General features: G+C 57.0%; 15 protein-coding genes. All 15 read left to right on the top strand.

Annotated features, from left to right (window positions below):
• Positions 1-30: 30 nt before the first annotated feature.
• The 15 genes from gspC (at position 31) to V7Q49_RS08700 (ending at position 16,369) form a co-directional block, all read left to right on the top strand.
• Positions 31-804, top strand: a complete 774-nt coding sequence (gspC, locus tag V7Q49_RS08770; RefSeq protein WP_333850355.1) for a type II secretion system protein GspC — start codon at positions 31-33, stop codon at positions 802-804.
• 13 nt (positions 805-817) lie between these two features.
• On the top strand, positions 818-2,746 hold the full coding sequence (gene gspD, locus V7Q49_RS08765; RefSeq protein ID WP_333850354.1) for a type II secretion system secretin GspD: 1,929 nt from the start codon (positions 818-820) through the stop codon (positions 2,744-2,746).
• A gap of 11 nt (positions 2,747-2,757) precedes the next feature.
• Positions 2,758-4,236, top strand: coding sequence for a type II secretion system ATPase GspE (gspE, locus tag V7Q49_RS08760; protein ID WP_333850352.1), 1,479 nt, complete (start codon positions 2,758-2,760; stop codon positions 4,234-4,236).
• Complete coding sequence (gene gspF, locus V7Q49_RS08755) at positions 4,236-5,444, top strand: type II secretion system inner membrane protein GspF (RefSeq protein ID WP_333850351.1); 1,209 nt, start codon at positions 4,236-4,238, stop codon at positions 5,442-5,444. Before gspE ends, gspF begins: the two co-directional genes overlap by 1 nt.
• Before the next feature lie 2 nt (positions 5,445-5,446).
• Entirely contained in the window at positions 5,447-5,890 is a 444-nt protein-coding gene (gene gspG, locus V7Q49_RS08750; RefSeq protein ID WP_333850349.1) for a type II secretion system major pseudopilin GspG, read from the top strand.
• Positions 5,890-6,375: a type II secretion system minor pseudopilin GspH gene (gene gspH, locus V7Q49_RS08745; RefSeq protein WP_333850348.1), complete on the top strand. Its 486-nt coding sequence runs from the start codon at positions 5,890-5,892 to the stop codon at positions 6,373-6,375. Before gspG ends, gspH begins: the two co-directional genes overlap by 1 nt.
• On the top strand, positions 6,368-6,748 hold the full coding sequence (gene gspI, locus V7Q49_RS08740; RefSeq protein WP_333850347.1) for a type II secretion system minor pseudopilin GspI: 381 nt from the start codon (positions 6,368-6,370) through the stop codon (positions 6,746-6,748). The genes gspH and gspI overlap by 8 nt, the downstream gene beginning before the upstream one ends.
• Entirely contained in the window at positions 6,745-7,410 is a 666-nt protein-coding gene (gene gspJ / locus V7Q49_RS08735) for a type II secretion system minor pseudopilin GspJ (RefSeq protein ID WP_333850345.1), read from the top strand. Before gspI ends, gspJ begins: the two co-directional genes overlap by 4 nt.
• Positions 7,407-8,420 carry a type II secretion system minor pseudopilin GspK gene (gspK, locus tag V7Q49_RS08730; protein ID WP_333850344.1) on the top strand — a complete coding sequence of 338 codons (1,014 nt, stop codon included), beginning with the start codon at positions 7,407-7,409 and terminating at the stop codon, positions 8,418-8,420. The genes gspJ and gspK overlap by 4 nt, the downstream gene beginning before the upstream one ends.
• Positions 8,421-8,435: 15 nt before the next feature.
• Positions 8,436-9,581, top strand: coding sequence for a type II secretion system protein GspL (gene gspL / locus V7Q49_RS08725; RefSeq protein WP_333850343.1), 1,146 nt, complete (start codon positions 8,436-8,438; stop codon positions 9,579-9,581).
• On the top strand, positions 9,578-10,063 hold the full coding sequence (locus tag V7Q49_RS08720) for a type II secretion system protein M (RefSeq protein WP_333850342.1): 486 nt from the start codon (positions 9,578-9,580) through the stop codon (positions 10,061-10,063). Before gspL ends, V7Q49_RS08720 begins: the two co-directional genes overlap by 4 nt.
• A complete protein-coding gene (locus V7Q49_RS08715) occupies positions 10,060-10,857 on the top strand; it encodes a prepilin peptidase (RefSeq protein ID WP_333850341.1) in 798 nt (265 codons plus the stop codon). The genes V7Q49_RS08720 and V7Q49_RS08715 overlap by 4 nt, the downstream gene beginning before the upstream one ends.
• A gap of 252 nt (positions 10,858-11,109) precedes the next feature.
• Positions 11,110-13,833: a glycosyl hydrolase family 18 protein gene (locus V7Q49_RS08710; RefSeq protein ID WP_333850340.1), complete on the top strand. Its 2,724-nt coding sequence runs from the start codon at positions 11,110-11,112 to the stop codon at positions 13,831-13,833.
• Positions 13,834-13,901: 68 nt separating this feature from the next.
• Entirely contained in the window at positions 13,902-14,345 is a 444-nt protein-coding gene (iagB, locus tag V7Q49_RS08705; protein WP_333850339.1) for a type III secretion system invasion protein IagB, read from the top strand.
• Between the two features lie 146 nt (positions 14,346-14,491).
• The gene (locus V7Q49_RS08700) at positions 14,492-16,369 is read left to right on the top strand and encodes a chitinase (protein WP_333850338.1); all 1,878 of its coding nucleotides are present in this window, start codon (positions 14,492-14,494) and stop codon (positions 16,367-16,369) included.
• Positions 16,370-16,407 lie beyond the last annotated feature (38 nt).

Genomic DNA, 16,407 nt, shown 5'->3' with positions numbered 1-16,407 from the left:
TTCTGCATTTGTAAAAAGGCCAGTTAAATAATGAAAATGCAGCTTTATTCCCGATTTATTGCACCCTGCGTGATGTTTGTGCTGCTGATATTTAGCGGTCATCAGGGTTACGTTGTATTTAAAGAGATAAAAAAGGTGGCGGATCCGCACCCGGATAATCAGCCTGAGCGACGTCGTGCCCGCCCCCCGGAGCAGACCTTTGCGCTGTTTCAATCTGCCGTCGCCCAGCAAGCGACGCAGCAGACGGCGAAAAAAACCATCACGGCGGAGGTGGACGGCATTATCAGCAGCGACGAAGCCTGGATGTCCTTCGCCGTGATCAAAACCCCCGCCGGACAGCAAAGCTACCGCGAAGGCGAGAGTCTGCCGGGCTACAGTGATGCGTGGATTGAAGAGATTAATCCCGACAACGTGGTAGTGAATTACCAGGGTGACAGGCAGGTGCTGGCATTAAAACACCCCGACTACTTTAAAGGCGAGGTGAACAACGCCCCGCCCCCCAGGCCGCAACGTGATACCGGCGCCGAACAGTTCCATCTTGCTGATTATTTAGTGCTGAAACCCGCAATAAAAAACGGTCAGCTCCAGGGTTATCAAATAAAACCCAGAAATTCGTCCTCCTTTTTTCACCATAGTGGGCTGGAAAACGGCGACGTGGTGGTGAAAGTGAATGCCGTCGATATGACGCGAATGGAGCAGGCGAAAAATATTATTGCCAGCTGGTCGAAAATGAGAGAAGCGGAAGTCGTCGTCCGACGCCACGCTCACCTTGAAAATATTCGCGTTAATGTTTTCAACAATTAACAAGTGTAACGTGATGAAAAAATTTCCCTGGGCGTGTATTGCGCTGACAGCCGCGTCGTTGATCTCTAATTCGGTGATGGCGGCCAATTTTAGCGCCAGTTTCAAGAACACCGATATTCGCGAATTTATCGATACGGTCAGTCGCAATCTGAATAAAACCATTCTTGTCGATCCCTCCGTGCAGGGCAACGTGTCGGTCAAGACCTATAACGTGCTCACGGAAGAGGAATATTATCAGTTCTTCCTCAGCGTGCTGGATCTGTATGGCCTGTCGGTGATCCCGATGGATAACGGCATGGTGAAGGTGGTGCGCTCGACGGTGGCGCGAACCTCCGGCGCACCGCTGGCCGACAGCAAGCACCCGGGGAAAGGCGATGAAATCATTACCCGCGTCGTGCGTATGGAGAACGTGCCGGTCCGGGAGTTAGCGCCGCTGCTACGTCAGCTGAACGATGCCTCCGGCATCGGCAACGTGGTCCATTTTGAGCCCTCCAACGTGCTGCTGCTCACCGGGAAAGCCTCGGTAGTCAACCGGCTGGTGGATCTGGTGGAGCGGGTCGACCGCTCCGGGATGCAGCGTCGGGAGATCGTGCCGCTGCGCTACGCTTCCGCTAAAGCGCTTTCCGACATGTTGAATAACCTCAACAACGAAGAGCAGAAAGGGCAGAACGCGCCGCAGCTGGCGACCAAAGTCGTGGCCGATGACGAAACCAACAGTCTGGTGATCAGCGGCTCGGAAGATGCCCGTGCGCGCACCCGTTCGCTGGTGAGCCAGCTCGATCGCGAGCAGAACAACGAAGGCAATACCCGGGTCTTTTACCTGAAATACGCTAACGCCAGCAAAGTGGTACCGGTGCTGACCGGCATTGGTGAGCAGCTGAAGGACAAAGCGGCGCCCGCCAAAAGCAAAAATCCCTCCACCACAGGCGATCTGAATATCACCGCCGACGAAGCCACCAATTCGCTGGTGATCACCGCCCAGCCGAATGTGATGAACTCGCTGGAAAAGGTGATCGACAAACTCGACATCCGCCGTCCGCAGGTGCTGGTGGAAGCCATTATTGCTGAAGTGCAGGATGGTAATGGTCTGGATCTGGGCGTGCAGTGGACCGGCAAACATGGCGGCGTGCAGTTTGGCTCGACCGGCCTGCCCATCAGCCAGGTGAAGAACGGGACCACCAAAGGCTCCAGCTTTACCGGCCTGGCGACCGGCTTCTTTAACGGCGACTTTGGCGCCCTGATGACCGCGCTCTCCACCGACGGCAAAAACGACATTCTCTCGACCCCGAGCGTGGTGACCCTGGATAACAAAGAGGCGTCATTTAACGTCGGCCAGGATGTGCCGGTGCTGTCGGGTTCCCAGACCACCAGCGGCGACAACGTCTTTAACTCGGTGGAGCGTAAAACCGTCGGCACCAAGCTGAAAATCGTTCCCCAGATCAACGACGGCGACATCATTCACCTGAAGATTGAACAGGAGGTCTCCAGCGTGGATGCCAGCGCCACCGAAGACGCCAGCCTCGGGCCAACCTTCAATACCCGCACCATCAACAACGAAGTGATGGTCCACAGCGGACAGACGGTGGTGCTCGGCGGCCTGATGGAGAACGTCACCAAACAGAACGTGTCGAAAGTACCGCTGCTGGGGGATATTCCGCTGGTGGGGCAACTGTTCCGGTATACCTCGCAGGACACCTCGAAACGTAACCTGATGGTCTTTATCCATACCACGGTGTTGCGCGACGACGATACCTACAGCGCCTCGTCGAAAGAGAAATATGACCAGATACGCGCGCGGCAACAGCAGCGCATGGAAGAGCAGAAGCTGGGCATTGTTGGCACCACCGATAACCCGGTCCTGCCTGCGTATCCGTCCGCGACACCGCCGGCGTCGGCCAGCGCCAGCGCCCCTGCCGCTGCGCGCAATCCCTTTCACGAGTAGGCGGGTGCCCCATGGATGAACTCAGCAACTCTTTATGCACCAGCAGCTATGCGAAGGAACACGGCGTCCTGTTTTACCAGGATCGGGTCTTTGTCCGGGACGATGCGCCGGCGTTTGCCCTGCTGGAGATGCGCCGGGTGCTGCAACGCCCATTCGTTCCCCACATCCTGACGCCGGACGCCTTTGACGAGATGCTGGCGAAAATCTGGCAGCAGAACAGCGGCGTCTCCCAGCAGCTGGTGGATGACATGGATGCCGATATCGACCTGATGGCCTTAACCGAGGAGATCCCCGATAACGAGGATCTGCTGGATAACGACGAAAACTCGCCGGTGATCCGCCTGATCAACGCCATTCTGGGTGAGGCGGTAAAAGAGGGGGCTTCGGATATTCATATCGAAACGTTCGAGCGCACCCTGAGCATTCGCTTTCGCGTTGACGGCGTGCTGCGTCCGGTGCTGCAACCGGCGCGTAAACTTGCGCCGCTGCTGGTCTCGAGGATCAAGGTGATGTCAAAACTCGACATCGCGGAAAAGCGCCTGCCGCAGGATGGCCGCATCTCCCTGCGCATTGGCCGCAAGGCTATCGACGTGCGTGTCTCCACCATTCCCTCACAGTACGGCGAGCGGGTGGTGATGCGTCTGCTGGATAAAAGTAACCTCAAGCCGGATATCAACAAGCTGGGGCTGATCGACGAAGAGCTCCAGCAGTTGAAAGGGCTGATTGGCCGCCCGCACGGCATTATTCTGGTCACCGGGCCGACGGGCTCCGGGAAAAGTACCACCCTGTACGCCATTCTGTCGGCGCTGAACGGCAGCGAGCGCAATATCCTTACCGTCGAAGATCCGATTGAGTATGAACTGGAAGGGGTCGGGCAGACCCAGGTCAACCCGCGCGTCGATATGACCTTTGCCCGTGGCCTGCGCGCCATTTTGCGTCAGGACCCGGACGTGGTGATGATTGGCGAAATCCGTGACGGCGAAACGGCGCAAATTGCGGTGCAGGCGTCGCTGACCGGTCACCTGGTGATGTCCACCCTGCATACCAACAGCGCGGCGGGGGCCATTACCCGCCTGCGCGATATGGGGCTGGAGTCTTTTTTAATCGGTTCATCGTTGCTCGGTGTCATTGCCCAGCGTCTGGTGCGTCGGCTGTGTGTGCACTGCCGTACCACCAGTCCGCTGGATGCCAATGAAAAGGTGCTGTTCAGCTTTATGGATACGCCGCCAAAAGCCATTTACCGCGCCGTGGGCTGTGAGCACTGCCGCCAGAGCGGCTACCAGGGCCGGGCCGGGATCCACGAATTCCTGGTGGTCGACAGTACGATGCGCCGGGCCATTCATGAAGATAAAGATGAAATGGCCATTGAGACTGCGCTGTTCCGTCAGGCCTACAGCCTGCGCGAAAACGGCCTGCTGAAGGTCATCTCTGGCGTGACCTCCCTTGAAGAGGTGATGCGCGTCACCGCGGAACGCGGGGGGGATGAATAATGGCGTGGTATGCGTGGACGGCCACCAACGCGGCGGGGAAAACCCAGCGCGGCACCCTGCAGGCCGAGGGGCCAAAGCAGGTGCGCCAGGCCCTGCGCGAGCAAAAACTGATGCCGGTGAGCATTATCCCCACCCGTGAGCCGGCCACGGCCGGGCACGCGCAGAAAGGGGGGAAACTCTCTACGCCGGTGCTGTCGATGTTTACCCGTCAGCTTGCCACGCTGGTGAACGCCGCGCTGCCGCTGGAGAGCGCCCTGAAGGCCATCGCAAAACAGTCGGAAGACAAAAAGCTTGCGGCGATGGTGACCGACATTCGCGACAAGGTGGTGGAAGGGCACACGCTGTTCGATGCGTTTAGCCAGTTTCCGCGCGCGTTTGACAAGCTGTACTGCACCCTGGTGATGGCCGGGGAAAAGACCGGCCACCTGGGGGACGTGCTGGAAAAGCTGGCCGAATACAACGAACAGCGTCAGAAGATGAAAAGTAAGCTCACCCAGGCGATGGTGTACCCCATCACCCTGACGGTGGTGGCCGTGGCGGTGATCTGCATCCTGCTGGTGGCGGTGGTACCGCAGGTCATCGAGCAGTTTACCCATATGAAACAGCAGCTTCCAATGACCACGCGCACGCTGATTGCGGTGAGTGATTTCCTGCAGGCATATGGCCTGTATATCGGCGGCGGGCTGGCCGCGGCGTTTATCGGCTTTAAAAGCTGGCTGAAGAAGAGCCGCAACCGGTTTGTCTGGCATCGCTGGCTGGTGAACGCCTCGCCGGTGAAAAAGCTGGTGTGCGCCATCAACAGCGCGCGCTATATCCGCACCCTGAGCATTTTGCAGGCCAGCAGCGTGCCCCTGCTGGAGGGGATGTATATCGCCATGGACGGGATCGAAAATCTGCACGCCCGTCAGGTGCTGGAACAGGCGGCGGATACCGTGCGGCAGGGGGCGTCGTTATATGCTGCGCTGGAGCAGGCGAAATTATTCCCGCCCACCATGCTGTATATGATCGCCTCCGGTGAAGAGAGTGGCGAACTCGGCAATTTAATGGATCGGGCGGCAGAAAATCAGGAATCGGCATTACAACATCGAATTACGCTCACGCTGTCGGTATTTGAACCGGCGCTGGTGGTCTCCATGGCGACCATTGTGCTGTTTATTGTGATGTCAATATTACAACCGCTTCTGCAACTTAATAACATGGTAGGTTAATTATGGCGATGAAACGAAAAAACCTGGCGCGCCAGGCGGGCTTTACTTTACTCGAATTAATGGTGGTTATTGTTATTCTCGGCGTGCTGGCCAGTATGGTGGTGCCGAATTTAATGGGTAATAAAGAGAAAGCCGATACCCAGAAGGCCACCAGCGATATTGTGGCGCTGGAAGGGTCACTGGATATGTACAAACTGGATAACCACCGTTATCCCACCACTGAACAGGGCTTACAGGCCCTGGTCACGAAACCGGAAATTGCACCCATTCCGAACGGCTATCGCGCCGACGGCTATATTCGCCGTCTGCCGCAGGATCCCTGGGGCAGCGATTATATTCTGGTGAGCCCTGGCGAGCACGGCGCAGTTGACGTCTTTTCCGCCGGACCGGACGGCGAAGCGAATACCGCAGACGATATTACTAACTGGTCGCTTGATAAAAAATAATGAATAAACAACGTGGCTTTACGTTGCTGGAAATTATCCTGGCATTAGTCATATTTGCCAGTTGCGCCATGATGGTCGTTTCAACAATACCGTCGCGCAGCGGTGCGGATATATTTGGCAAGCAATTAAAAGCCATTGTGGATTATGGTTCCGATCGTGCCGTTATGGACGGCAATATTGTCGGGCTGGTGATCACCACCGGGCAATATCAGCTGGTGACGCAGGCCGACACCAACGGCGAGCGTCGCTGGGTCCCCTTATCCCAACGACGTATCGATACCCGGGGGCGTTTTCCAGAAGAGATGCACGTGTCGCTCTCCCCGCAGCGTCTGGCCGCCACGCCGGACGCTGAGCCGCAGATTGTCTTTTTGCCGGACGGGGAGATCAGCCGGTTCACCCTGACGTTGCAGAGTTTTGATAAACAGCACCATTTCCGCGTGGTGTCGCAAGGCGCGGCACCGGTAACGGTAGAAAACGATGGCTAAACGCAATGCTCCCGCACGGGGGATGACCCTGCTGGAGGTGATGGTCGCCCTGGTGATCTTCTCCACCGCCGCGCTGGCGCTGATGAACTCGATCTCCCTGAACGTGCGTTTCACCCACGGGCTTGCCGACACCCTGCAGGCCAGCTGGGTCGCCGAGAATCAGCTGGCGGAAGCGCAGCTGATGAAAAGCGATTTTCCCGATGCGCAGCAACAAGGAACGGAAATCATGGGCGGGCGCAGCTGGAACTGGCGCAAGCAGCGGGTCAGGACGGCGGATAACCGCTGGGCGGATGAGATCCAGGTCTATGCCGAAGGGGATGAGAGCCAGCCGGTGATTGCGCTGCGTATTCTGCCCCCGGGAGAGCAACAGTGAAAAAGATGCAGCACCAGCGCGGGTTTACCCTGCTGGAGATTATGATCGCCCTCACCATTTTCGCGATTATCAGCGCGCTGGCCTGGCAGATCCTGGACGGGGCGATGCGCACCAGCAATGCCACGGACCAAAGTGCGATAAAGCTCAACCAGATCCAGCGTGCCTGGAATCTGCTGGAGCGCGATTTTTTTCAGCAGCAGGCTCGCGCACCGCGCAATGAACCTGACGTTTTTCTCCAGCAGGATAACGATGCCATTGAGCTGACCACGCTCAACGGTGTGAGCGGCCAGGTGCAGCTTGAGCGTGTCCGCTGGCGCTTTGAGGATCACCGGCTGTGGCGCGATGTCTGGCCGACGATAGACAGCCCGGCGAACGTTAAACCGGAGGCGGTACCGATTGTCTCCGAGGTCAAGTCGGTGCAGTGGCGGTTCTTCAACGGTAGCTGGCAAAAACAGTGGCGTGAAACGGACCACCAGCCGGACGGGGTCGAGCTGACGCTAACCATGGAAAACGGCGACACCTGGCGCTGGGTATTTACCACCCCAGGGGATATGCCCCAGCCGCAGATCGCAGTGAAAACCGAGGCTGAACAGCCCGACGGCGAGCCGCCGGCAAACGCGGGCGAACCGGCGGCAGAACCCGCGCCGGGAGGCCAGCCATGAGCCGTCAGCCGCTGCGTCGGCAGCGGGGCGTCGCGCTGCTGGTGGTGCTGATCCTGCTGGTGATGATGTCGGCGCTGGCCGCCAAAATCAGCCAGCAGTTCTGCCGCAATTTACAGAAAACCCACTATCAGGTTAGCCAGCAGCAGTTGCGCTGGGCGATACAGCGTCAGGAGTGGGCGGTGAAAGATCGTTTGCAAACCGCCGCCAGCGGCGAAAGCACTCCCCTGGCGTTGGACGGCGAGTGGCATCAACCCCTGGAAACGCAGGGGGAGTATTACACGGTGGTGAGTCAGGTGGAGGACGCCCAGGACTGCTTTAACGTCAATAACCTCCTGACCGAAGAGAAGCCTGCGCCGGATCGGGCGGCGGCCATGCCGACCAAACCGGGCAAACAGCAAACCGTGGAGCAGCTGCTGGTGGAGGGCGGCCTGGACCACGCCACGGCGGAACAGGTTTACGGACAGCTGGTGGATTATCTGGATGGCGACAGCATCACGGCAAAAGAGGGCCAGGAGAGCGATGCGTGGGCAGGCGTTCAGCCCGCACGCGGGCCGGCTAATCAGATGATGCGCAACATCGGCGAAATAAAACTGCTGCCCGCATTCCCGGCGGCGGCCTACGCCAAAGTCAGCGCGCTGCTGTGCGCCCTGCCGGATGCCAGCAGCAAAATTGACGTGAATACCCTGAAGCCCGGGCAGGCCAGGCTGCTGGCGGCGCTGTTTCCGGGAAAAATGACGGTGGATGAGGCGTCACGGCTGCTCGAGGCGCGCCCGGAAGCGGGGTGGGAAAACATTGAGGCGTTCAGCGAGGCGCTGGTGCAAAACGCCCCGCAGCTGAAAGACGCCCTGACGCAGATAGCCGATCGGCTCTCCATCAACAGTCGCTATTTCCGGGTCAACTATACCGGCAATACCGACGACTTAACGCTCCGCGTGGTCAGCCAGCTTCAGGTCGATACCCACGCGGGCGAGATTGTGACGTGGCAGCGTCGTTACCGAATGATTGAATAACAAAAGCCGATAAAGATGAAACAGATACTTTTTATTCGTCCCGACAGCCGCGAGGACGGGAATATCGCGTGGTGTGAATCCGGTAGCCAGCAGGTGCATACGCTTAACGGTATGGCGCAACTGGATACGCTCGTCAGCCATCCACTGGCGGCGCGCGTCTGTCTGCTACTGCCCGCCAGCGAGATGATTTTCCGCCACTTTTCTCTGCCTAAAAAAGGGCTCAGCACCCAGGCAACCCCCTTCTCATGGATGGCGGAAGAGACGCTGATTGGCGAAGTGGATACCCTCCACTGGACGGTGTTACGCAAAAAAGGGCGGGAAGTAGACGCCGTGGCGATAGATGCCCCGCGGCTACGCCACTGGATCTCGCGCTTTCAGGCGGCCGGGCTGACGGTCGTGCAGGCGCTACCCGATGCCTGGCTGCTGCCCGTTAGCGAACAGGGCAGTACGCTGGTGGCGCTGGATGAGAGCTACTGGCTGCGTTTTGCGCCGGCGGGTGCTTGCGAAGCGGACGCCGCGCTGCTGCCGCTGCTCATACAGAAAACCGGCGCAAGGGCGGTGCGCTGCTACGGCGACGCCCCTGCGGGGGTCACGGTGGATGAAACCTTACCCTGGCAGCACCCGTTACAGCTGATCCAGCCCCAGTGGCAGGCCAGCCGCGTCAACCTGTTGCACGGTGAGTTCCATCCCGGTGGCGCAGAGGGCGGCACGCCGAAAGGGGTGAAGAGGGCGATGGTGGCGATGGGGCTGCTGTGCGTGGGCCTGCTGCTCGGGCCGAGACTGGCGCTGGCCTGGACGCTGGTGCAGCAGGAGAAGCAGCTGCAACAGGAGATCGCCACGGTCTATCAGTACCACTTCCCCAGTTTGCGCCAGCAGAGCAACATTAAATATCACTTTGGCCAGAATCTGAAAAAAGAGAAGAAGGGGGTGTTTCTGCAGCTCGACGATCTGAATAAAGCCAGGCAATCGGTACCGGATATGGAAATTACGCTGCTGGGGTATGACGGTACGCAAAATGGCTGGACATTAAGCGTCAGTGCGGAAAATAACCCGTCGCTACAGGCCTTTGTCAGTCAGGCGCAGGCGGATTTTGATTTTACTCTTGAGCCTGTTTCAACTTCAGCCCCTTATACCGCCATGATCACAGGGAAACATAAATGAAACAGCGAGTCGCACAATGTAAAGCGCGTTATCAGAATTATTCTGCCCGCGAAAAACAGTTAATTAAATTTCTCGCGGGGGCATTCTGCTGTGTGGCGATTTATTATGCGGGTGTTGTCCCGCTGGATAATATTATAAAAAATAGCCAGTCCTCGCTCAAACGTCAGACAGAAACCCTGAACTGGATGCGCAGTGAAATAGAGAAAAACCACCTTCAGGTTCGGCAGTTAACGACCAGTAATCCGCGTAGTGTGGTGGAAAACAGCGCCCGGGAAATTAAGCTAACGCTGGACGATCTGCGTCAGGAGGGGCAAACCCTGTCCTTTATTGTGCCCCGGGTGAATTACTACGAGCTGAAAAACTGGCTGCGTGAAATCAATACCGCGTCGGGCATCCGGCTGGAAAAAATGAAGCTGACGCCGGTCGATCATCTGAGCGATGTCAGGGCGGAGATCGAACTGAGCTGGAAAAAGGCGGCATGAACAGCCTGACGCTGCTGCGGGACAGCCATCCTGCGCTGTTCTGCCTGATGAGCGCCCTGTTTGGCGCTATTATCGGCAGTTTTCTGGGGGTGGTGTCGGAGCGTATCCCCCGGATGCTGCTTGATGACGATCCGCGCGTTAACCTGCTGTTTCCTGCCTCCCACTGCCCGGCGTGTCAGCACGCCTTAGCCTGGTGGGAAAACATCCCGCTGGCGAGTTGGCTGCTCCTGCGCGGGCGTTGCCACCGCTGTGGCAGCGCTATTCCGCTGCGGCTATGGTTACTCGAAGCCTTTACCGCTCTGTTTTTTGCCATTAGCGCCTGGTTTATCCCCACGATCCCGTCCCTGTTGTCGCTCTGGCTGCTGGCCGCCTTTTTGCTGCCGCTCTCGGTTATTGATGGCCAGCACCAGCTGCTGCCGGATTGCCTGACGCAGCCGCTGCTGTGGGCCGGGCTGCTGGTGCAGATGAGCACCGCCTTATTGCCGCTGAGCGATGCCATTGCCGGTGCCGTGGCGGGGTATCTTGCGCTCTGGCTTGTTTACTGGGCGTTTCGTCTGACGACCGGACGCGAGGGGCTTGGCTACGGTGATTTTAAGCTGCTGGCGGCGCTGGGGGCCTGGTGCGGCTGGCAGGCGTTACCCACTATTCTGCTGCTGGCGTCATTAACGGGCATTGTTGCTTATTTTTTGTTATTTAATTCGCTGGAAAAATCATCTTCTATTTCGTTTGGCCCTGCTATGGCCTTCGCTGGCGTTATTGTCTTTATTACCCATGTTTATACGCTTGCTCTCTGAATAAAGTTGTCAAACATTTTTTGCAATTTTTTCGCCAGTGGATTTGAGTGAGCAATATAATTTTCCAGAATATCATTCAATTCAAGAACCACATGGATTCGTCATCTTAATTTGAGACTGACAGAAAATCTTAAGAAGATTTTAAGTGGTAAGTTCTCTTTTTAATATTTTCTGAAATTCATGCATGGTTTTACTTCATGTCTATGGAAGACATGTTTTTTAAGTTCACGAATAGGGTATAGGGAAATGGGAATGAAATATATAAAGCCTAAATATCTGGCGCTGTTTGTTGCGGCCGCAACAAGCTCTGCATTTGCAGCTGCGCCTGGTACTCCATCTATTAGCAGCGGCAATGATAAATTCGCCATTGTTGAAGTCGATCAGGCCGCGCAGGACTATAACAGCCTTGTAAAAGTCCATGACGGTGCCGACGTAAAAGTCGAGTGGAACGTCTGGAGCGGCGACGCTCCAACGTCCGGTAAAGTTCTGCTGGATGGCGTGACCGTCTGGTCCGGCTCCGCCAGCGCCTCCGGCTCAGCGACCTTCAAAGTGAAAAAAGGCGGCCGCTATCAGGAACAGGTTGAACTGTGTAACGCCAGCGGCTGTAGCAAAAGCGCCAGCAAGCTGATTATCGTTGCGGACACCGATGGTAGCCACCTGCTGCCGTTAACGTCCTCCATGCAGGAAAACAATAAAACGTTCGCTCAGCACACTGACAAAGTGGTTGGGGCCTATTACCCGGAGTGGGGCGTATATGGCCGCAACTTCCCGGTTGATAAAATCCCTGCTTCTAACCTGAACCATATTCTGTACGGCTTCATTCCAATTTGTGGCGGCGACGGCATCAACGATGGTCTGAAAACCGTGGAGAACGGCAACAGCTTCGCCGCACTGCAACGCGCCTGTAATGGCCGTCAGGACTTTACTGTCGCGATCCACGATCCATGGGCAGCGCTGCAAAAACCACAGTCAGGCGTGTCTAACTGGGACGACCCGTACAAAGGTAACTTTGGCCAGCTGATGGCCCTGAAGAAAGCCCATCCGGACCTGAAAGTTCTGCCGTCAATCGGTGGCTGGACCATGTCCGATCCTTTCTTCAAAATGAACGACTCAGCCATCCGCGCACGCTTTGTCTCTTCTGTGAAAGACTTCCTGAAAACCTGGAAATTCTTTGACGGGGTTGATATCGACTGGGAATTCCCTGGCGGCGGCGGCGTGAATGAAACCCTGGGCAACCCGCAGCAGGATAAAGCCACCTATACCGTGCTGATGCACGATCTGCGCACCATGCTGGATCAACTGTCTGCTGAAACGGGTCGTACCTACGAGCTGACCACCGCAATTGGCTCCGGCAGGGACAAAATTGAAGACGTTGATTACAACACGGTACAGCAGTACCTCGACCACATCTTCCTGATGAGCTACGACTTCTACGGCGGCTGGAGCAACACCGAGCTGGGCCACCAGGCTGCGCTGCACGCGCCGGCATGGCGTCCTGACACCGACTACACCACCTCCAACGGCGTTGATGCGCTGCTGGCACAGGGCGTAAAACCTGGCAAGATCGTGGTGGGTGCGGGCATGTACGGTCGCGGCTGGACGGGCGTCCACGGCTATACCGGCGACAATCCGTTCACCGGCACCGCAACCGGCGCAGTGAAAGGCACCTGGGAACCTGGCGTAGTGGACTACCGTCAGATCGTGAACGAGTACAAAGGCAAACCGGGCTGGGATTACGCTTATGACTCGGCTGCTGAAGCGCCATACCTGTTCAACAAGTCTACCGGCGACCTGATCTCCTATGAAGATGCCCGTTCTACTGCCGCGAAAGGCAAGTATGTGGTGGCGAAAAACCTGGGTGGCCTGTTCTCCTGGTCTATCGACTCCGATAACGGCGACATCCTGAACGCGATGAACGAAAGCCTGATGGGCAGCAGCGCCTCTTCCGACGAGACCGTGGTAACCAACCGCGCGCCGGTTGCCTCTGCCGCTGACCAGAGCGTAACCGGTCCGGCGACTGTGACGCTGGATGGCTCCGCCTCTACCGACCCGGATGGTGACGCAATCACCTACCAGTGGACCCAGATTTCTGGCTCTACCGTGACGCTGGCCAATAGCACCAAAGCGAAAGCCACCTTCAGCGTACCGGCTGTCACCAGCAATCAGACCCTGGCATTCCGCCTGACCGTGACTGATGCGAAAGGTCTGAGCAACGCCGTCGACGTACAGGTTCTCAACAAAGCGCCGAAAGCGAACCAGGCTCCGGTTGTTAACCCGATGGCGAACGTCACCCTGGAAGCGGGCCAGACCTATGCCCTGAATGCCCAGGCTGCGGATCCGGACGGCGATGCGCTGACCTACACCTGGAGCGTACCGGCAGATATGAACGCGACCGGCACCGATACGGCAAACATCAGCATCACCGCCCCGGAAGTCAGCGCTGAGTCTACCTACACGCTGAGCGTGATCGTCAGCGACGGCAAAACCAGCGTACAGTCCAACGTACAGGTTACCGTCACGCCGAAAGCGTCTGAAGCGATTGATGAAGGCACCACGCCGACCGACGAGGGGACGACGCCTTCTGACGAAGGGGCCACCCCGAGCGATGAGGGCACCACGCCATCTGATGAAGCCAGCACCGGCAACAGCTGCGATGCCCCTGTGGATGCTAACGCCAGCAAGTATGCGGCCTGGAGTGCCAACACCGTCTACAACAGCGGCGATACCGTTAGCTTCGACAACCTGGTCTGGAAAGCGAAGTACTGGACTCAGGGCAACCAGCCGACCTTTGCTGAGGGTGCATGGGCCCTGGTCAGTAACGTGAAGCTCAACTGGCGCGCTGACATGGTCTACAACGGTGGCGACACCACCACCTACAACGGTTCTGTTTACCGTGCCAAATGGTGGACCCGTGGTGACAACCCGGCCAACAGCGATGTATGGGTGAAAGAAGGCGCAGCCGCAGACTGCAAATAATCTTCTTTGAGGTAAATTGCGGGCGAGATTGTCGCCCGCAATCACTGACCGCCCGGGTCGGGGAAAACATGAAACGCGTTATTTTTCTGTTGTTATTAGTGAGTCAGGGTGCCTTCGCTAATTGCTGGAATTCTGCTGGACGATATTACCACGTCGACCCCTGGTTATTATTTGCGATTGCCGAAGTGGAGTCCGGGCTGAACCCGTATGCAGTGGGTCATAATCACGACGGTTCACGGGATGTTGGGTTGATGCAAATTAACAGCGCACATTTTCCTGCACTGGAACGTAAAGGCATTAATGAATATCGATTAATCACGGAGCCCTGCACCTCCATTATGGTGGGTGCGTCAATTCTCTCCGGAATGATCAAGGTATATGGCAATAACTGGGAGGCCGTCGGAGCCTATAACGCCGGGCTGAAACACGAGAATTACCCGCAACGCCAGCTGTATGCCCGAAAGGTCTGGGATAAATATCAAAAAATTAAAGCCCTGTCGCAATACAAATAATAAGACCGGCTTTTGCTTTCCTGAAAAATACCCGCAAGGTGTTTTTCAGAAAGGAAAAAGTCACCGCCCCGGATTTATTTATTAAAGGATTAATACATAAATCGAGTCGGTATTAAGCATTATTTTTTTAAACAGGAATATTTGAGATGAATAAAAGGACATTACTGAGCATTCTCGTCGCAGGGGCTTGCGTGGCACCCGTCATGGCACAGGCCTCCCTGCTGAAGGCAGAGAGCAGCGAACCCTATACCATGAAGGCCAGCGATCTGACGAAAAAAGAGAAAGAGCTGACCAACTTTCCACTGATGCAGTCGGTTAAAGCGACGATCCGTACGCTGGATAACGCCCAGGTTGAGCTGATTGAACCCGGCCGCGCGGCGAACCCGGATAACGTGAAGCGGGTAGAGAGCATTCTGAAAGAGAGCGACTGGGAATATCTGTTCCCGCTGCGCGCGAAGGATTACAGCTACAGCAACTTCCTGAAGGCCGTCGGTAAGTTCCCGGCACTGTGCGACAACTATACCGATGGTCGTGACAGCCTGGCCATTTGTCGTAAAGAGCTGGCGACCATGTTTGCGCACTTCGCGCAGGAAACCGGCGGTCACGAATCCTGGCGTCCGGAAGCCGAATGGCGTCAGGCGCTGGTGTATGTCCGTGAAATGGGCTGGAGCGAAGGCCAGAAGGGCGGTTATAACGGCGAATGTAACCCGGACGTGTGGCAGGGGCAGACGTGGCCGTGTGGCAAAGACAAGGACGGGGATTTCCTCAGCTACTTTGGCCGCGGTGCGAAACAGCTCTCCTATAACTACAACTACGGTCCGTTCTCCGAAGCGATGTTTGGCGATGTCCGCACCCTGCTTAATAAACCGGAGCTGGTGGCGGATACCTGGCTGAACCTGGCGAGCGCCATCTTCTTCTTCGCCTACCCGCAGCCGCCGAAACCGAGCATGCTGCAGGTCATTGACGGCACCTGGCAGCCGAACGATCACGACAAAGCAAACGGCCTCGTACCGGGCTTCGGTGTGACCACCCAGATCATCAACGGCGGCGTTGAGTGCGGCGGTCCAACTGAGATTGCCCAGTCCCAGAACCGTATCAAGTACTACAAAGAGTTTGCCAACTACCTGAAAGTGCCAGTAGCGGCAGATGAAGTGCTGGGTTGTGCCAACATGAAGCAGTTTGATGAAGGTGGCGCGGGCGCGCTGAAAATCTACTGGGAACAGGACTGGGGATGGAGCGCGGATACCCCGAACGGGCAGACCTACTCTTGCCAGCTGGTGGGCTATCAGACGCCGTTCAGCGCCTTTAAAGACGGCGATTACACCAAATGCGTGCAGAAGTTCTTTAACGTCAACGTCGTAAATGACGATGGCTCTGCAACGACGCCAACGGATGAAACGCCGGCGGAGACAACGCCGTCGGATACTACGCCGTCAGATACCACCCCAGCGGACACCACCCCAGCGGACACCACCCCTGCGGACACCACCCCTGCGGATACCACGCCTGCGGAAGAGACCACTCCAGCGGTCACCAACCACGCCCCGGTGGCAGCGATCGCCGGTCCAGTGGGTGCCGTTGAAGCAGGGGCTCAGGTCTCTCTGAGCGGTGAAGGTTCCACTGACGAAGACGGCAACAAGCTGACCTATACCTGGCGTTCCCAGGACGGCCAGACCCTGAGCGGTGAAGATAAAGGTGTGGTCACCTTTACGGCACCCGAAGCGGCCACGGCGCAGCAATATGAGATCAGCCTGACCGTCAGCGACGGTGAGCTGAGCAGCACTACCACCTACCTGCTGAACGTGAAAGCGAAAGCGGCAACCCCTGCTCAGGATGAAGGCACCTCGGGTTCCTATGCAGCGTGGAGCGCCAACAGCAAGTACCAGGCAGGCGATATCGTGAACAACCACGGTAAACTGTTCCAGTGCAAACCGTTCCCGTACAGCGGCTGGTGTAACAGTGCTCCGTCTTACTACGAACCGGGCGCAGGTCTGGCATGGGGAGAGGCCTGGACTGCGTTGTAAAAGCAAAACGGCAACCTTCGGGTTGCCGTTTTTGTGTT

The organism is Leclercia sp., from assembly GCF_036780805.1.
Classification (GTDB): Bacteria; Pseudomonadota; Gammaproteobacteria; order Enterobacterales; family Enterobacteriaceae; genus Enterobacter.
The sequence above is the reverse complement of the archived record's forward strand: the minus strand, read 5'-3'. Positions and strand labels throughout refer to the sequence as shown.